Annotated in this window: 13 protein-coding genes; all 13 read left to right on the top strand. The window is 44.8% G+C overall.

Annotated features, from left to right (window positions below; genetic code table 11):
• The first annotated feature begins 135 nt into the window (after positions 1-135).
• Positions 136-546, top strand: coding sequence for a hypothetical protein (locus AC0J20_RS17000; RefSeq protein ID WP_229527278.1), 411 nt, complete (start codon positions 136-138; stop codon positions 544-546).
• A gap of 77 nt (positions 547-623) precedes the next feature.
• Positions 624-1,286 (top strand): peroxiredoxin-like family protein, encoded by a 663-nt coding sequence (locus AC0J20_RS16995; RefSeq protein ID WP_229527277.1) that lies wholly within the window; start codon positions 624-626, stop codon positions 1,284-1,286.
• A gap of 255 nt (positions 1,287-1,541) precedes the next feature.
• On the top strand, positions 1,542-2,864 hold the full coding sequence (locus AC0J20_RS16990) for a sigma 54-interacting transcriptional regulator (protein ID WP_473022633.1): 1,323 nt from the start codon (positions 1,542-1,544) through the stop codon (positions 2,862-2,864).
• 676 nt (positions 2,865-3,540) lie between these two features.
• A complete protein-coding gene (locus tag AC0J20_RS16985) occupies positions 3,541-3,780 on the top strand; it encodes a hypothetical protein (RefSeq protein WP_229527275.1) in 240 nt (79 codons plus the stop codon).
• 46 nt (positions 3,781-3,826) lie between these two features.
• The gene (tssC, locus tag AC0J20_RS16980; RefSeq protein ID WP_473022632.1) at positions 3,827-5,920 is read left to right on the top strand and encodes a type VI secretion system contractile sheath large subunit; all 2,094 of its coding nucleotides are present in this window, start codon (positions 3,827-3,829) and stop codon (positions 5,918-5,920) included.
• 23 nt (positions 5,921-5,943) lie between these two features.
• Positions 5,944-6,489: an Hcp family type VI secretion system effector gene (locus AC0J20_RS16975; protein WP_229527273.1), complete on the top strand. Its 546-nt coding sequence runs from the start codon at positions 5,944-5,946 to the stop codon at positions 6,487-6,489.
• Positions 6,489-6,905 (top strand): GPW/gp25 family protein, encoded by a 417-nt coding sequence (locus AC0J20_RS16970; protein ID WP_229527272.1) that lies wholly within the window; start codon positions 6,489-6,491, stop codon positions 6,903-6,905. The genes AC0J20_RS16975 and AC0J20_RS16970 overlap by 1 nt, the downstream gene beginning before the upstream one ends.
• Entirely contained in the window at positions 6,905-8,734 is a 1,830-nt protein-coding gene (gene tssF / locus AC0J20_RS16965; protein WP_229527271.1) for a type VI secretion system baseplate subunit TssF, read from the top strand. The genes AC0J20_RS16970 and tssF overlap by 1 nt, the downstream gene beginning before the upstream one ends.
• A complete protein-coding gene (gene tssG / locus AC0J20_RS16960; protein ID WP_473022631.1) occupies positions 8,698-9,714 on the top strand; it encodes a type VI secretion system baseplate subunit TssG in 1,017 nt (338 codons plus the stop codon). Before tssF ends, tssG begins: the two co-directional genes overlap by 37 nt.
• Complete coding sequence (locus AC0J20_RS16955) at positions 9,711-12,509, top strand: contractile injection system protein, VgrG/Pvc8 family (protein ID WP_229527269.1); 2,799 nt, start codon at positions 9,711-9,713, stop codon at positions 12,507-12,509. Before tssG ends, AC0J20_RS16955 begins: the two co-directional genes overlap by 4 nt.
• A 5-nt stretch (positions 12,510-12,514) precedes the next feature.
• Positions 12,515-15,133, top strand: coding sequence for a DUF2169 domain-containing protein (locus tag AC0J20_RS16950; RefSeq protein ID WP_473022630.1), 2,619 nt, complete (start codon positions 12,515-12,517; stop codon positions 15,131-15,133).
• The gene (locus tag AC0J20_RS16945) at positions 15,111-16,157 is read left to right on the top strand and encodes a pentapeptide repeat-containing protein (RefSeq protein WP_473022629.1); all 1,047 of its coding nucleotides are present in this window, start codon (positions 15,111-15,113) and stop codon (positions 16,155-16,157) included. The genes AC0J20_RS16950 and AC0J20_RS16945 overlap by 23 nt, the downstream gene beginning before the upstream one ends.
• Before the next feature lies 1 nt (position 16,158).
• Positions 16,159-16,716, top strand: a complete 558-nt coding sequence (locus AC0J20_RS16940; protein ID WP_229527266.1) for a DUF3540 domain-containing protein — start codon at positions 16,159-16,161, stop codon at positions 16,714-16,716.

Raw genomic sequence — 16,716 nt, 5'->3', positions numbered from 1 at the left:
TTTTGTACATTTTCACTTTCAACTGCTGTTTTTTTAACTTATTATTTCGGATTAAGATGTTAATAAACTATTAACTATCTAAATGTTATTAGGTCTGGCATTGTTCTGTATGTTAGTAAGATGAAGTAAATACCGATGTTTAATAAAAAGCTTCAAGTTGAAAAAGTGGAAATGGTTAAGAAAATCATTCGCAAGTATGATTATGGTAACTATGAAGCGACTCATAAAGAATGTGTTGAACTAGGTTTGAACGTAAACAGACCCGCCTTAGATCGCTTTGGCGAAAAACTACAGATGTTAGACTCTCAGGCAAAAAGCAAATCAAAATTGCTTTTCGACGAAGTTGAATCCCACTCTCCGACGGCTTCTGCGATTGAAATCACTAAAGAGCCCACCATCGAATTATCTGATCAGGTGACTAAAAGCGACTATGGTCGTTTTGCCAGCCGCTCTGAAGAAATCACCTTTGAATTGGGTGCATTGCGTATTCGCGAGAACGAATTGCTGACAGAGCTCAGCGAAATCAAAAAGAAAACCAGTAATTAAACTCTAAAAGCGCTTTTCCAGGCACAAAACTTTCTTGTGAGCTATAACTTTAATAAAGCCCACCAGAGTTTTAAACCATGGCAGATTTAACGGATACACTGAGACAATTTAAAAGCACGTTTGATGCCTCTACACCTGCGGAAATACTGGAAACCATCAACCGCAGCTTGTCTTTATTTCAGTCCCACTCGGTGTGCGCTACCTGTCTTCCTGTGGGCAGTATTATGCCAAAGTTCCAGTTAAAGACCTTATATGATATCCCTTTAAGTAGCGACCATTTAGTTAACGACAGGCCATTGATAATTACTTTTATCCGCGGTGGTTGGTGTCCCTATTGCATGCTTGAAATGCAGGCCTGGCAAAACTATTGCGACAACGCCAATGACACAATTAACCTGGTAGCTATCACGCCTGAATTACCTGAGTATACGTTGCAGGCCAAACAAGACAATAATATCACGTTTCCCATTTTATATGATGAGGGTTTGGCGTTTGCACAAGATCTGGGGTTGATATGGGAACTGGATGCAGAAATGATTGAGTTGCTAAAACGCTGGGAAATCGATCTTGAACAACGCAATAAAGAACAAAATTTCAGACTTCCGGTACCTGCCACCTTCGTAATTGACCAAAATTACAAAATTCATTTTCGATTCATAGAAGAAGACTATACATTGCGTGCTGAACCCACCAAAGTTCTGGAAATTTATCAAAAATTGCTTAATAACCCGACTGACTGAACCATTAACTTAATGTTTTTAAAACAAAATTATATTGGTGAGTGTTTTTTAATCAATGTAGATTTATTCCCATCACATTTAATCCGATTTTAAGGAAATTATGAATTTTGGTGAATTTTTGCCTCATCTATGTTGCAAACAATAACATAATCATCTACTTATAATGTTCTAAACATAACTATTAGCGTCGTTATGATAATCAGGGACACACAAATAAGATTAGTTTCGTTTACAGACGAATACACCAGTTACGCAGTGGCAGAACTTTTAGGCTCGGGGCAAATAGTCACCCGCCCCTATGAAACCATCAGTCATGAAGAAGTCGATACCACCTACCCCATAATCTGGTTGGTGTTAGTTAATCAATGGGAAGCGATTAAGTCCCTTGATATTCGCAAATATCATGGCACTAATGAGCAAATCCTGTACCTTATTACCGAGCAAAAACCTCAAATATTGCCGCCATATCTCAGTGACAATACATTGTTTTGGCAGGCCGGCGGTGGTCAACTCATTGATAACCTTAAGTACGCTGAACAGCGTATTTTGCAACGACAGCATTTTTACCCTAAAGAACTGGACGATACCTTTTTACGCCTGAACTTCTATGGCCGTTCGCCAAGTTTTTTAAAGGCTGTCAAACTGATTAAAAAAGTGTCCTGCGCAAATACCAATGTTTTTATTAAAGGGCAAACCGGTACCGGTAAAGAGCTTACCGCCAGAGCAGTACACTATATGAGTGATCGTGCTAATGAAGCCTTTGTGCCAATCAACTGCGGTGCCTTTACTGATGATCTGATTTTAAGTGAACTATTTGGTCACGAAAAAGGCGCGTTTACCGGCGCCCAGAAAAGCAAAACCGGTCTTTTAGAAGTGGCCAATCGGGGAACGGTATTCCTCGATGAAGTGGATAGTCTTTCCCCAAAAGCTCAGGTGGCATTACTTCGCTTCCTGCAGGACAGCGAAGTACGCCCGGTAGGTGGAAGCGATGTAAAAATCGTTGATGTGCGCATCATTGCTGCTTCTAACAAAGAAATGAAGGAGCTGATTAAGGCAAAAGACTTCCGGGAAGATTTGATGTATCGCCTGGATGTATTGCAAATCCCGCTTCCGCCATTGAAAAAACGTGGCGAAGACATTCAGATACTGGCTCAACATTTTCTTTCAACCCAGAGCCTGCAATGCAACAATCAAATTAAAGTACTGTCTGCCAATATGATTACAGCAATGCAGGCATGGAACTGGGATGGTAACGTTCGGGAGCTGGAAAACTTCATAAAACGAGCCTGGTACTTAACCGAAGGCTTTATTATTTCCGACACCAGCTTGTTAACCGGATCGAATACAACGGATAACGATGTAATTAATCGCATCAACGGTGATTTGGAGGCTTTTGACGGGTTTCAGGCAGCAAAGGAAGAACTGATCGTGCAGTTTGAACGGGACTACCTCACCCGTATTTTAGTCAAAACAGAAGGCAATATTTCCAAAGCAGCAAGAATAGCTAAAAAGGAACGACGCTCCTTTTGTCGGCTGATGGAAAAACACGGCCTGGAAAGAACCCAATTCTCTACCTGAACTAAAACAAGCTTATATGAAGGCGCATAACATCCTGTTTGCGCCTTTTTTGTTGTTTGCTCTCTCTACCATACACTCACTGTTCTTACCCTGACTTCTTGCCCTGACAGTGGCCTCTGAGGCAGCTTAACTACCCCTTAATGCTGTTGCCTAACAATGCGAAATGATCTTTATCACCAACGCCTGAATGGCCGCACCTGATTAAAGGCCGAACGGATAAACCATTCAGTGCTCATTGGGGTCCAATCGCCACAGCAAACCATACATTGCCCAATCATCCTAAAGTTCACTCAAACAATTCTGCCTGGCTAAGCCATGCCCAGCTAATCCGTGCGGAAATATCAGAATCCGCCCGGTTGTACCGTCACCAGAGTTACGCTCTTTGTGCAACGATTACGCATAACCGGTCATTTATTAAACATACCCCTGTTTTTTTGTATAGGGCCATTGTGCCACGTAGGTCTGTTTCGCCCTAAAAACCTTCCAGCACATACCCTCCTTTACCTGGCGCTGAATTGGTTAATTTTTGCCAGGGCAAATAACCCCTACAGAGAAAAACTGCACATTTCAAATATCCATATATATCAACAACTTAAAAAGTTTTTTAAGTTGGCACGGATAATGCGCTTAGTTTCTGCGGACAAGTCCTATTTTAACGAAACAAGTGGATTACAAAATGGCATCACAACCGGTCAAAGTAGAAAGCATTGCCAAGGACATCAGGGAATACTTCCGAGGCAATCCGCATGCTGGAGATACTGTTGAAGGCATTGCGAGTTGGTGGATAACCAAACAAAGCATGAACAACGCCAGGGATCTGGTTATGGAAGCTCTTGAAATGTTAGTTGTCGAAGGAGAACTACATAAGAGAGTTTATGGAGGGCGCGTTATCTATGTTCGAGAGGCACTACATTAAGTAGCTACGAATTAACGCTTAATTTTTATCAACGGAGGCTAGTCGAATGTCGAATAGCATACAACATAAACTAAGCAGGGTTCGCCCACCTCGGGTACAAATTACCTATGACGTAGAAACGGGCGGCGCGTTGGAGAAAAAGGAGATCCCATTCATCGTGGGTGTTATTGCTCCTCTTTCTGCTAAATCTGATAAAGTTTTACCCCCATTACGGGATCGTAAAATGGTTCAGATTGATCGCGATAACTTCAACAAGGTACTTGATTCAATTGAACCTCGTGTCAAATTCAGCGTACCAAACACACTTCCTGACGAATCAGGCGAACTGTCTGTCAATGTGCCCTTTATGCACATCGATGACTTTGATCCTGTTGTGGTTGTTCAGCGAGTCCCTAAATTAAATGCAATCTACCTTGAGCGCAGTCGCCTTCGTGACTTTACCGCCAAGCTGGATGGCAACGATGGCTTAAACAGCATCCTGTCTGAGCTGTTATCAGACGCAGAGCAAGGTGACGCCATTAAAGCTGCAGTAGCAGGCGCAAAAGAGGCGGTAGAAACGGCTCGAACTGAACGCGCTGCACGTAAACTGGACCAGGCTGCTTATGAGGCCGCAATCCTTGAAGCGTACGCTGCAGAACTGGAAGACGGCAAAGCCATCGCCAGAATGCTTAGCGAAGGCCAGATGATTCTGGAAGATTCGCAAAAGCCCTATGCGATAGAGCTGATTGCTGAATACGTTGAGCAAATCATGGTAAAAGACGATTTGATCCCCAAAGGTGACAATCCGGACTACAACCATGGTGGTATGTTAACTCATCGTATTGCGGAAAAAGACGTCACTATCAGCAAGCAATTAAACCTGATTATTCACCACGATGACTTCCAGACGCTGGAAGGCAGCTGGAGAGGTTTACACTTCCTGGTAATGAATACAGAAACCAACAATAAGCTGAAAATCCGTTTATTGAACGTATCTTATGAGGATCTGTTCAAAGACCTGGATAAAGCGGTTGAGTTTGACCAAAGTGCACTATTCAAAATCATTTATGAAGAAGAATACGGTACTTTCGGTGGCGAACCCTACAGTGTTCTGTTAGGTGATTTCGAATTCGGTCGTACAGCACGCGATATCAAATTCCTGGAAATGATTTCAGGTGTTGCTGCCGCAGCTCACGCACCCTTCATAGCGTCAGCCTACGCGAAATTGTTCGACATGGATGATTTCTCTAACCTTTACAAACCTCGCGACTTAAGCAAGCTGTTTGAAAGTGCAGAGTTAATCCAGTGGCGTTCATTCCGCGAAAGTGAAGATTCGCGCTATGTAACGCTGACATTACCGAAAGTAATGATGCGTTTACCTTACCATCACGAAAACAACCCGGTTGAAGGTATCTACTTCGATGAAGATGTCGCCGTCACACTGGTTGACACTGATGAAGAAGGCAACGCGACGGAGAAAACGCTTAAACAAGTAGACGCGCGTAAGATCTTATGGAGTAACCCTGCATATATCTTAGGTCAACGTATTACTAACGCGTTCTCGTTGCACGGTTGGACAGCAGCTATCCGCGGTGTTGAAGGTGGTGGTCTGGTAGAAGGTTTGCCGGCTTACACATTCGAAACTGAAAGCGGTGATATTGAGCTTAACTGCCCGACTCAGGTCGCTATTACAGACCGTCGTGAAAAAGAGCTAAACGACCTTGGTTTCATGGCTATATGCCACTGTAAAGGCACTAACAAGGCTGCATTCTTCGGTGGTCAAAGTACCAACAAGCCGAAAATGTACCTGACAGATTCAGCAACTGCGAATGCGCGCATCTCATCCATGCTGCCATACGTAATGTCTGCATCTCGATTTGCTCACTACATCAAAGTCATCATGCGTGAAAAGATTGGTAGCTTCATGACGCGTCAAAACGTTGAGAACTATCTGAATACCTGGATCGCGCAATATGTACTTCTGGATGATACGCCGCCTCAACACATCAAGGCTAAGTATCCACTGCGTGAAGCACGTATTGATGTTACTGATGTACCAGGAAAACCAGGCGCCTACAGAGCTACAGTATTCCTGAAACCCCATTTTCAGTTAGAAGAACTATCCACGTCGATTCGACTAGTGGCAGATCTTCCTTCCTGATAACTAGTTAAGAGGAAATCGTTATGGATTTAGTATTATTGAAACCGGGTTTGGAAGACCTTGCTGGCGCCAGCTTAATTGATGGTGAGCTGGTAGACGCAGGTGATGATCTGTCGGGTTGTATCGAGCTGGTATCCATGCACTTTGGCATGAAACAGCAGATGACCACCGATGTGAGTAACGCAGCGCGTACCTCAGGTCGTCCTAACTTAAATGATATTACTGCAGTGAAGTATCTGGATAAAACGTCGCCGCTTTTATACAAATACTGTCTATCTGCAGCACCGATTGATGATGGTTCGGAGCCAACTCAAATCTTTCTTTGCCGCAACGCAAATATGGATGGAGACGGCAACTCAATCATCGGTAACATCATGACCGTGAAGCTGTACAACTGCATGATTAGCTCTGTAGAAGCCCAGTCACATCCCAATGACATGGCTACTGAGCAAATTACGCTTAACTTTACCGATATCGAGTGGACGACTTCGCATCAGGATAGTCAGGCTCAGATCACCGGTAGCTTCGTATACAGCTGGAGCGTGGCGCGTAACAGAGGACCAATGTAATGCGTCGCTTTCTCTTTGATCGGCTTTGTCAGCCAGATCTCAAAATGCCAGAGGATACCTTTGGCAAAATGAGAATCTTGCGGGAGTCGATCAGAGAGGAGCTCCAACGTTTAGTATCGGGTCGCTCCTGGTTTGATGGCATCCAAAAAGGCCACAAAGGGGAAAAATCGATACTTAACTTTGGCATTGATAATCCGGTAGACTATGCAGCCAACAATCAAGACAGTACCCTGTTAATGGAGCAAGTGCTTGAAATGGTTAAAAATTACGAACCACGTATTATCAATCCCAAAGTTAGCCTTACAGGCAACAGAAATCCGTTAAGTCCAAAAAGAATAGCGGTATCAGGTCAAATTAAAGTAGCGGATGTAAGAGAAGACTTTAGTCATACCCTGAGCGTCGCCGGAGTTAAGTAATGAGTCACTCAAGGGACCAGTTAACAGATTACTTTAAATCTGAACTCGCTGAATTGCGCAGTGACGCACTGGAATTTGCACGTGACTATCCAGCGATCGCCGACGAGCTGGCTCTGAATCAAGGCAAATCTCGCGACCCCCATATTGAATTACTGTTGCAGTCATTTGCCTGGATGACCAGTCGTCTGCGCCAGAATATGGAAGCAGAAACCAAACAGCTTCCGGCTATTCTGCTGCAGCAGCTTTATCCGCAATTAGTTTCTTCTATCCCTTCAATGGCCATCATGGAGTGTGACGTTGACGGGTTTTCAGCAGATTTTGACAATGGCTATCAATTTAAAGGTCAACGTCAATTCGAACCAATTAATGTGACTGGCAAGACGGAGGCCACAGCACGCTTAAATCAGTGTCGCTTTTCTTCCTGTCATCCGGTTGATCTTTGGCCCCTGAAAGTCAATTCAATCACTAAGTTCCCCATCAATCAGGAAGATTATGTGCGGAACCACTTTAAAACCGGACAATCAATTATCGACATTAATCTGCTGTCGTCACCAGAAGCCGCAGCTGATGGACTGTTAATGAAATGTCCACTTCGCTTTTTTATCAATCTGGACGATACCGCCAAATATCAGTTTTATAATCTCCTTGCGAAAGGGTTTGTTGGAGCCGTTGTTTACGACGCTAATGGTGAACGGGTGGCAACCCTGAGCAAGGAGAACCTTAAATTCTGTGGTTACGAAGATGACGAGCGCACCATGCCCTGCACCAATCAACAGGACCTGGGTTATTCGCTGTTATTTGACTATTTTCACTTCCCGGAAAAGTTCCTGTTTTTCGAAATCAACGGCATGGAACGGGTGCAGTTTAATCAGTCGTTGCGTCTGATGTTAGTGTTTGATGAACCCATTCCAAAGAATATTACACTCACCAGAAACAGTCTGAAACTGAATTGTATTCCGGTCGTCAACCTGTTCAAAAAAACCACTGAGCCTTTGCCGCTGACTCACAAAGACTATCGTTACAAGTTGTTCCCCAGCCGGGAAAACTACGATTGCCAGGAGATTTATCGCGTAGACAAAGTCTTCTCGATGAACCGGCGCGGTGAGTCAAAAGAGCTTCAGCCGTACTTCTCTATTGTGAAAAGCGATCACAAAGATTCGGACTTTCGCTGGATGGCGCAAACCGAAGCCAGTCACAAAACTAAAACACCGGGAACCGAAACCTGGCTTTCGGTGTTTAGCGAAGCGTTTGTGCGGGACATCCCCATTGGCGAAACCCTGTATGCAGAAACCCTGTGTTGCAACCGTACCTGGAGCGAATTGTTTAATATCGGTCAGGAGTTCACCGTTATTGGCTCTTCGCCAATTAAAACCGCTCGCTTGCTGACACGCCCTACCCGGTATCGCTCGCAAAAAGCCAATTCGGAGCATATGTGGAAAGTGCTATCCCATCTGTCGTTGTATTATGTATCATTGACCGATCCTAAGCTGGCACAAGATTCATTAACGTCGATTTTGACCATGTATGCCGGCAAAGATAATAACGTCGCACAGCGTCAGATTGAGAGTATCGAAAACTTCACCGCAGAAAACGATATGTTTCCGGTGCAAAAAAGCGGTTGGCGCGGCTATTACCACGGCGTCAATTTTAAACTCACTTTGTACGGCAGAAAATTTGAGGGCAGCAGCATGATTTTGTTTGGCTCTGTTCTGAACCAATTCCTGGCGCTGTTCGCCCATATCAACTCATTTGTCCGGCTGGAACTGATGGTCGGTAACAAGAAGGTGTATCAGTGGAAACCCCTGAGCGGTCACAAATATCTAGCTTAGATCTGTTACAGGGTCAGGCTGAAGAGTTTAACTTTTATCAAGCCATTCGCGTGCTTGAGTGTGTCGTGCGCGAAGAAGAAGGTATCCCACAAATTCGCTTCAAAGCCGTCAATGAACAGGCATTTATGCCGAATTTCATCGCCAATTTGTATTCCGATCACAAAGTAACCGAAGTAAAAGTCAATGGCTACGCATTGACTGGACAGCAAGGCCCTCTTCCAGACGTTTACAATGATTTACTGTTAGAGCAAAAATCCAAAGGCAATCGCGGTCCGGAAGCCTTCTTGGATCTGTTTAACAATCGTCTACTGCACCTGCTTTACGATACTAAAAAACGCCTTGATCCGATGCTGTTTAACGACATCAGCATTAACAGTGAATTGTTTAATATCCTGGAATCACTGACTGGACTGGCGACTTTTGACTTGTTTCAACGCCTGCCGATCACCCAGGAAAAACTGCTGACATTTTCCGCCCTGTTAATCGGTAACAGACAAAACTATTCTTCGTTAAAACAAATTATCGAGTGCATGTTTGACTGCAACGTTGAGATCGATCCCTGCAAAGGCGGTTGGCGCAAGCTGCCCGAAGAGTGGCAGACCCGATTGGGAAGTGAAAAAGCGGTATTGGGCTCCGGTGTCGGACTGGGTAAGAAACACTGGGATAATCAGGCAAAAATCGGATTATTGCTGGAACTTAAAAATATCGACCAGTGCCGACAACTGATGCCACGTGGAAATTTACATGAAGTACTTAAATCCATGTTGGCCTACCTGACCGACGGGCGCTACGAAATCGATGTCCGTCTGAAGTTAGACTGGGAATATTTACCCAAATCACAACTGAGCGGCCAGTCGTCGATGTTCCTGGGGCAATCCAGTTGGTTAAAATCCGATCATGTCACCGGAAAAACCCTTAATTTACCTAAATTTACCGTAACGCCAACACTCAAAAATCAATTTTGGGGTGCTGTAGCATGAGGTATAATACCGGCACCAATACAACGCAAATCGCTGAAAAAGTCGGTTACACTGACTATCCCGGCACCAGTCGCTCAGACACGCCTCCATCCCCCCGCTGTAGCCTGGATTTTTACCTGGAGCTGGATGACGGCACCATCATTGATGACCAGACTTTGCGCTTACAGAACTTTTCCGGTCAGGAATCGTTATCGCAAATGTTCGATTTCAATCTCAACTTACGAGCAAATACCTTCTTTTCTTCCGGTATCAATAAGCCCTGGGGTAAAGAACTGGCCGGCAAATATGGCACCTTACTAAGCGAAGGTGGCGCCACCTCCCAAACCCTGGATTTCCAAAAAATTCTTGGTGCCAAAGCCTGCATACGTCTGGGAGCGCCGGAAACAGAAAAAGATGTGTTCGAAGGCGAGTACCCTGAAGCGCGTCCGGTGGTTTATTTCAACGGTATTATCACTAATTTTTCCATGGCTGAACGCGGAGTTTATTCCGCCAGTCTGAAACCGGCCGTCTTCAAATTGTCATTGCAAAACAACTACCGGCTTTTTTCTCAAAAAACCATTCTGGAAGTGATCATTGAGATATTGAGCGAGAACAGCATCGACTTCAATAAAGATGAACTGGAAAAGAAACCCTCAAGAGTGGTTCGCGGATTAGCGGGTTACAGAAAACAGGACTGGTTACAGGCAGGCGAAACAGATTTAGATTTTCTGAACCGACTAATGCAAAAAGTCAGTTTATTCTACTATTTCGAGCACAGTGATAAGAATCATAAGATGATTATCACCGATCAACCCTACTACACCGGGATCTACGCCCGAAAGGTCAACAGTGATGGTAATGTTGAAGAAACCCATGATTTAAAAGAGTTGTACCTGAGCTATACCCATCAGCAAACTCGGGAAAGAGACGACTATATTACGCAATTTAATTATAAACAGAATCTGACGACATCCGGTATTACAACGGTTTTAGCACAAAAAGAAGCGACCTGGGAGTCACAAAATACCGCGATGGCCACACCGGTGTTCATTAATAAAACCAATAAAAAAGAGAAACTGAATATGGAGTTTCTCAACATGGTTCAATACGGCGCTTCTGAAAAAGAAATCAATACGGTAACCGATAACCATATGAACCGTCTGGTGGCTTCGCGGTTTGACTTTTCCGGTTCATCTACCTGCCCGGAACTAAAAGCGGGCCACAAGTTTGTGGTTAAAGAAAAGTACGATGATGATGGCTCCATGCCTATCTGCCCTACTCTGGATGGCCTGGAATTTGTCGTCACCCAGGTGCAACACCAGGGCAGCGCCGCCGGTGATTACTCCAATTCTTTTCAGGCCATGGATGCCAATGGCTTAGCTTCGCCGTTTTCCGCACCGCATGAGAACCAGGGCAGTATCTTAGCGCTGGTGGTAGACAATAGCGGACAAACTGATTACGAAGGAAGCTCGGCAAAATACCTGGAAAAAGACGGTTTTGCCTACGATAAAAAAGACTTTCAGTTTGACGACAACGGGCAGCAAAAATTTAACTGTCGTGGCATTTATGTCACCTTTGTCGATGATCCTGATTCGGTTCACTGGGTTAAACTGGCAGAGCACATGCAAACCATACCGGAAACCGGTGCCTGGGTTACCGTGTCACGCTCCCAGGACAACAATGAAATCCCGGAAGTAACGCAAATCATGCAGAACAAGGGCAATAAAGTTATTATGCCCGAGGATTTTACCTGCTCCACCAATGTTGGCAATAACTACAGCACCAGTTACGGCGACAACACCAGCATCAGCTTTGGCGCCAATATTACCACCCCACTCAGCAAAGCCAGAACCATTGTGGAAAAACACCGCAAGAGTGGCAATTACAACAGTGTTAACTATTCAGAAAGCAGCTCTTACGGTTTTTCGGTAACTGAACGCAGTCATTCCATTTCCCGTATGGGTAACGGTCCGGATGCCGGTGATAATCCTGGCGATATGATGAGTTATGTCAATTACAGTGATTCATCAATTTATGGCAATACCTACAGTAAAAACTTGCACATTGGTAAACAAGAGAGTTACTCCACCCAAACAGGGGGGAGTTACAGTGAATCCACCCAAACCGGGGGCTCCGTAAGCGTTTCCACTATCGACACAACTGACAGTACCAGTACCGTTGGCACTTCTACCAGCGTCAGCACAGTGGGTACCTCAAATAGCGTCAGCTCAGTCGGCACCTCAAATAGTACCAGTACGGTTGGTACCAGCAACAGTATGAGTACAACCACCATGAGCAACAGTATTTCCAGTACTGATATGGCGAATGGTGTCGGCATTACCACAATGTCAAATAATGTTTCTGTCACGGATATGTCCAATAGCGTCGGTATCGTGAGCATGTCCACTTCGATGAATTTGACAAGTATCTCCTCCAGCCTGAATCTTACGAGTATGCAAAGTGGTTTATCGCTAACAGGTGTGTCTGACAACCTTTCACTGACCGGCGCCAGTTCGCAACTTTCACTGACCGGAAGCAGCAGTAACTTATCATTAACGGGCTCATCAAGTAGTCTTGGGCTCACCGGCTCAAGCAGCAGTTTGAATTTAACCGGGTCCAGCAGCAGCCTGAACTTAACAGGTAGCAGTGCTTCATTGAATCTTACCGGAGAAAGCTCTTCGTTAAATCTCACCGGCAGCTCAACTGATCTCAATATCACCGGTGGAGGGGCAACACTTACCATAGATAACCGTTCAACGTTATCTATTGAAGGTGCCATTCTGGAGATTCTTAGCGCAGCGAAACTGGTGTTATAACGACGATGAGAGTGATTAAACCCCAAAAAGTCGGACTACTGCACAAAGCTTATAGTTTTAAGTTTCGGCACTATTTTGTCTCCGCGCCGGTAATCTTTTTTGAATTGGGCACCCAACCTGGCGAAGCCGATCCGCACAACCCGTATAAAATATGCACTGAAAACCTGCAATGGCCTTTGGTTCAGGAGCAATTGGGCACGCAGATATTAGACATGGTAATGCCTAAACCCACAGCCGAATTCATGCTGGCTGGCAGCGCATGGAATACTGACCCAGAAAGCGCGAAGCCCATAGCAGCGGGAATAAAATTCGCCAACAAAGAAAAGCGCCTGAAAATTCACGGTGAACGTTATTGGCACAAAGGGCTACTGGGCTACAAATTAAGTAAGTCTGCCCCCTGGGAATCAGTGTGTATTAACGAACAAAATGCCTACGGGGGTGAAGGTTATCAGGACAACCCCTTAGGCACAGGCTACGTCTGTCAGGATAAAATCACCGCCGCGCCCGGCATTGAAGACGACGATATCAGCGTTACGCGTATCGGCAAGAAGTACCCACCGGCGGGATTTGGCAGCCTGACAATCAATCACTCCCAGCGCAGTCAATACAATGGCAATTATAAAACCAAAGACTGGCTGGAAAATCATTTTCCGAATCTGGCACCGGATACTGACTTCCGGTTATTCCAGGCGGCGCGTAAAGATCAACAACTGAATACTTACCTGCGTGGTGATGAAGCCTATACTCTGTCGAATCTGGTGCAAAATCAGCCTGTTTTTGAAGGAAAACTACCGGGTGTATACCCCAGAAGCTTCATTCAAACTAACGACACCGAAAACAACTTTAAGGAAGTACCACTCAACCTGGATACCGTGTGGTTATTCCCTGATATCAATGTTGGCGCCCTGATATGGCACGGCCAGCTTGAAGTACAACAATTAGATGCCAGGGATATTGAGGCAAATTTGCTGGCCTTTGAAGCGCTGAAAGACGAACCCAGAACAATTGAACACTATCAACAAGCCCTCGCCCTGAGAGTCAACCCTGAAACTGCGCTTGAAGCCATTTCCGATGAAGCTCCGCTGTCGCCACTTAAAACACCTGAGCAATTAGCGGCAGAACAAAATGAATACGACGAGGAACTAGCCGAGGCTGAAGCGCTGCAACAGGAACAACAAGCACAATTTATCGAAGAAGCAAAAGAAGCCAATGGCGGTATGTTACCGCCCGGATTTGAAGCCCCGGAACTGGAAAAACCCAAAGTGCTTATTCCCAAAGCCGCCATTAAACGTGGTTCTTTTAGTTCGGCACCACTGTTTAAAGAATTCGAGGCGCAAAAAAAGGCTGCCGAAAAGCAGCAAAATGAGATGGAAGCGCAACTGGCCGACGCTGAAAAACTGCGCGAAAAGCAACTCAAACAATTGGATCCGGCCCAGGTAAAAGCCATAAATGAAAAAGGAAACCTTTCTGACAAAATTGAGGAAATGCAATCATTGTCAAAAGATAAAAGCCTGGACCTGGATGAAGAGCAACTGAAAATGCTGCAGGAGCAACAATTTAAAGCGCAGCAATACAGTATGACGCCCATCTCTGACTGGCCAGAAGATGAATACGCACAGGAAAAACGCGCCATATTTATCCAGGCAATGAATAATGGCGAATCCCTTGCGGCAAGAAACTGGTCAGGTGCCGATCTGTCTCATTTAAATTTACAAGGATTTGATTTAAGCCAGGCAAACCTGGAAAATTGCAATCTGGAGAGCAGTAATTTATCGGCCGCAAATCTGCACAAAACCGCCCTGTTAGGGTGTAAGATTAGCCATACCCGGTTCACCAAGGCCAACCTGCATGAGGCTAACCTCAGCAGCACCGTAGGCATAAACCCGTCGTTTACCCAGGCCAATCTGAGCAATGCCCTGTTAATGAAGATGAACCTGGAAAATGCCCGGTTCGACGCTGCCGATATGCGCCTCAGCGTGATCTTTGAATCCCACCTGAAACGCAGCAGTTTCAACGCTGCTCAATTTACCAAAGTAAGCATTGTAAACAGCAACTGCCGTGATTCCGATTTCTCGCATATTACGGCGGAAATGTTTGTGGCCATGAATACTGATTTTCAGTTAAATCAATTTTGTCAGGTGAAATTGCTTCGTTGTGCCTTTTTGGATTCTGATTTTAGCGTAACTAACTTTGCCGAAGCTGAACTGGAAAAATGTCAGTTTAGTGGCGACGGAAAGTTATCCGGAGCCTGTTTTGCGGGTGCCAAAGCAAAGCAGTCGGGATTCAGACGCGTCGATGCTCGCGACTGGCACGCTCCGCAAGCCGCATTTAATCAATGCGATTTGGGGGATTCGGATTTTCATCGGGGAAACTTTGTAAAAGCTCAGTTTATTCAATCCATTTTGTCCGAATCACGCTTTGTTGATTGCAACCTGACAGCCGCTAATTTCTATACCGCCTTGTTAAGAACAACGCTGTTAGAATCATGTCAGCTAAAAGGCGCTAACTTTTACCGGGCTGATGCCCTTACGGCTCTGGTATTCGACAGCAACTTCAAAGCGGCTGAAAACCTCGATCCTCTGACTATCAGGAGGTGGCGCAATGCCGACAGAAAAGCTGCTTAAACTGGCGCGCTTAAACCGCCTTATTACTCAGGACGAAATTGCAGGCGTTAATTTCAACGGATTAACACTGCCTATGGCAACCTTTCAGGAAGTGATATTTGAGGACCAGGTTTTTAACGCAACGCAATTCGAGCAATGCACCTTTTTAAACTGCCAATTCATAAATTGCACCTTTGAAAAAGCTCGCTTTACCACCTGCACCTGGCACGCGTCGACATTGCAACAGGTGGAATTTAAGCACTGCCATTTACTCGAGTCTTCCTGGGCCGCCTGTGAAAGTCGCGCTATTGCCTTTAGTGAATGTGTCGTACAGCGCTGTGCCATGACTCAGGGACAACTGGAAGAATGTACTTTTAGCCACGGACAATGGCTGGACAGCGCCTTTATGCAGGTAGACTGCACCGCCGTGACGTTTGCTGATTCAGAGATGAATAATTTTGTGTTAAATGAGAGCAACTTTGACACCATTGCCATAGAGCAATGCCAGGTTCAAAGGGGCTTGTTTTTGAAGTGTCAGTTTAACAATAAGCAATGGCATAAGCTGGTTTGGCAGGCCTGCTCATTTAATGAAAGTGTATTCAACCACTGCACAATCACCGAAGCACAATGGCAAACAAATAATTTTATTGACTGCCACTTTAACCATTGCCAGTTTTCGCAATGTAATTTACAGCAAACCCTGTTTATCAAAGCGCAATTTAATCAGGTACATTTTGGTCAATGTGAGATCAGCGAAAGTAATTTTAGTGAAGTGTTCGCAAAGCACAGCCAATACTCTCAATGTACCGCAGACAAAAGCCTGTGGATGGCCTCGCAGTGGAACAGTTGCGAATTTATCGACCTAAAACTTAGTATGAGTGACTGGTCCCATGCCAATTTGGTCGACAGTACTGTGAAGAATTGTGATTTTACCGCTGCGAACTGGCATAAATTGCAAGAAGATAATACGCTTTGGAAGAAAAATATTAAAAAAATGCTAAGAATGACGGACAAATTACAGGCCAACTCGGAGGCAGCAGCCTGATATGGGTACACAAATTAAAAACGATATTACATTGGAAAGCACATTCGAACGGCCGATGTTTGCAGGCCAGGTGAGTTCAATTTCTGAATCCGGTCATTTTTTGATAAATGGTCACATTGAAACCCAGCAAGCACTGAGCTGCCTGATTAGCCCTTGTGTTGGCGACACCGTTTTATACTGGAAAGACAGCCAGAATCACGGATGGATTATCAGCGTTTTAAGTGGTGAAAAGCATCAAGAAAGAGAATTATCTTTGCCAAACAATGCCAGTATTAAGGTCAACACCACCAGTCTCACAGTAAATGCATCTGATTCCATAAAAATGAATGCTATCAAGGAAATCAACCTCAATGTTGCCTTAGGGAAATTGAACGAATGTGCACGTTCTATCTACCAAATGGTACAGGGTACCCTGGTGCAATGCACAAAACAGCTAATAAATAGGTCGGAATACCTTGATTTCCATGCCGAAAAATTGTTAAAAAGTCATGCTGCACAACAACTTATCACGGCTGAAAAAGACATCAAGATGGATGCTGACAGGATTAATATGGGGTAA

It is taken from the genome of Planctobacterium sp. R6 (assembly GCF_055755215.1).
The sequence above is the reverse complement of the archived record's forward strand: the minus strand, read 5'-3'. Positions and strand labels throughout refer to the sequence as shown.

Coding starts and splice junctions, on each gene's coding strand:
- AC0J20_RS16945 (WP_473022629.1), top strand. CDS start 15,111: ATGCCGACAGAAAAGCTGCTTAAACTGGCGCGCTTAAACCGCCTTATT.
- tssC (WP_473022632.1), top strand. CDS start 3,827: ATGTCGAATAGCATACAACATAAACTAAGCAGGGTTCGCCCACCTCGG.
- tssF (WP_229527271.1), top strand. CDS start 6,905: ATGAGTCACTCAAGGGACCAGTTAACAGATTACTTTAAATCTGAACTC.
- AC0J20_RS16975 (WP_229527273.1), top strand. CDS start 5,944: ATGGATTTAGTATTATTGAAACCGGGTTTGGAAGACCTTGCTGGCGCC.
- AC0J20_RS16995 (WP_229527277.1), top strand. CDS start 624: ATGGCAGATTTAACGGATACACTGAGACAATTTAAAAGCACGTTTGAT.
- AC0J20_RS16985 (WP_229527275.1), top strand. CDS start 3,541: ATGGCATCACAACCGGTCAAAGTAGAAAGCATTGCCAAGGACATCAGG.
- AC0J20_RS17000 (WP_229527278.1), top strand. CDS start 136: ATGTTTAATAAAAAGCTTCAAGTTGAAAAAGTGGAAATGGTTAAGAAA.
- AC0J20_RS16970 (WP_229527272.1), top strand. CDS start 6,489: ATGCGTCGCTTTCTCTTTGATCGGCTTTGTCAGCCAGATCTCAAAATG.
- AC0J20_RS16950 (WP_473022630.1), top strand. CDS start 12,515: ATGAGAGTGATTAAACCCCAAAAAGTCGGACTACTGCACAAAGCTTAT.
- AC0J20_RS16940 (WP_229527266.1), top strand. CDS start 16,159: ATGGGTACACAAATTAAAAACGATATTACATTGGAAAGCACATTCGAA.
- AC0J20_RS16955 (WP_229527269.1), top strand. CDS start 9,711: ATGAGGTATAATACCGGCACCAATACAACGCAAATCGCTGAAAAAGTC.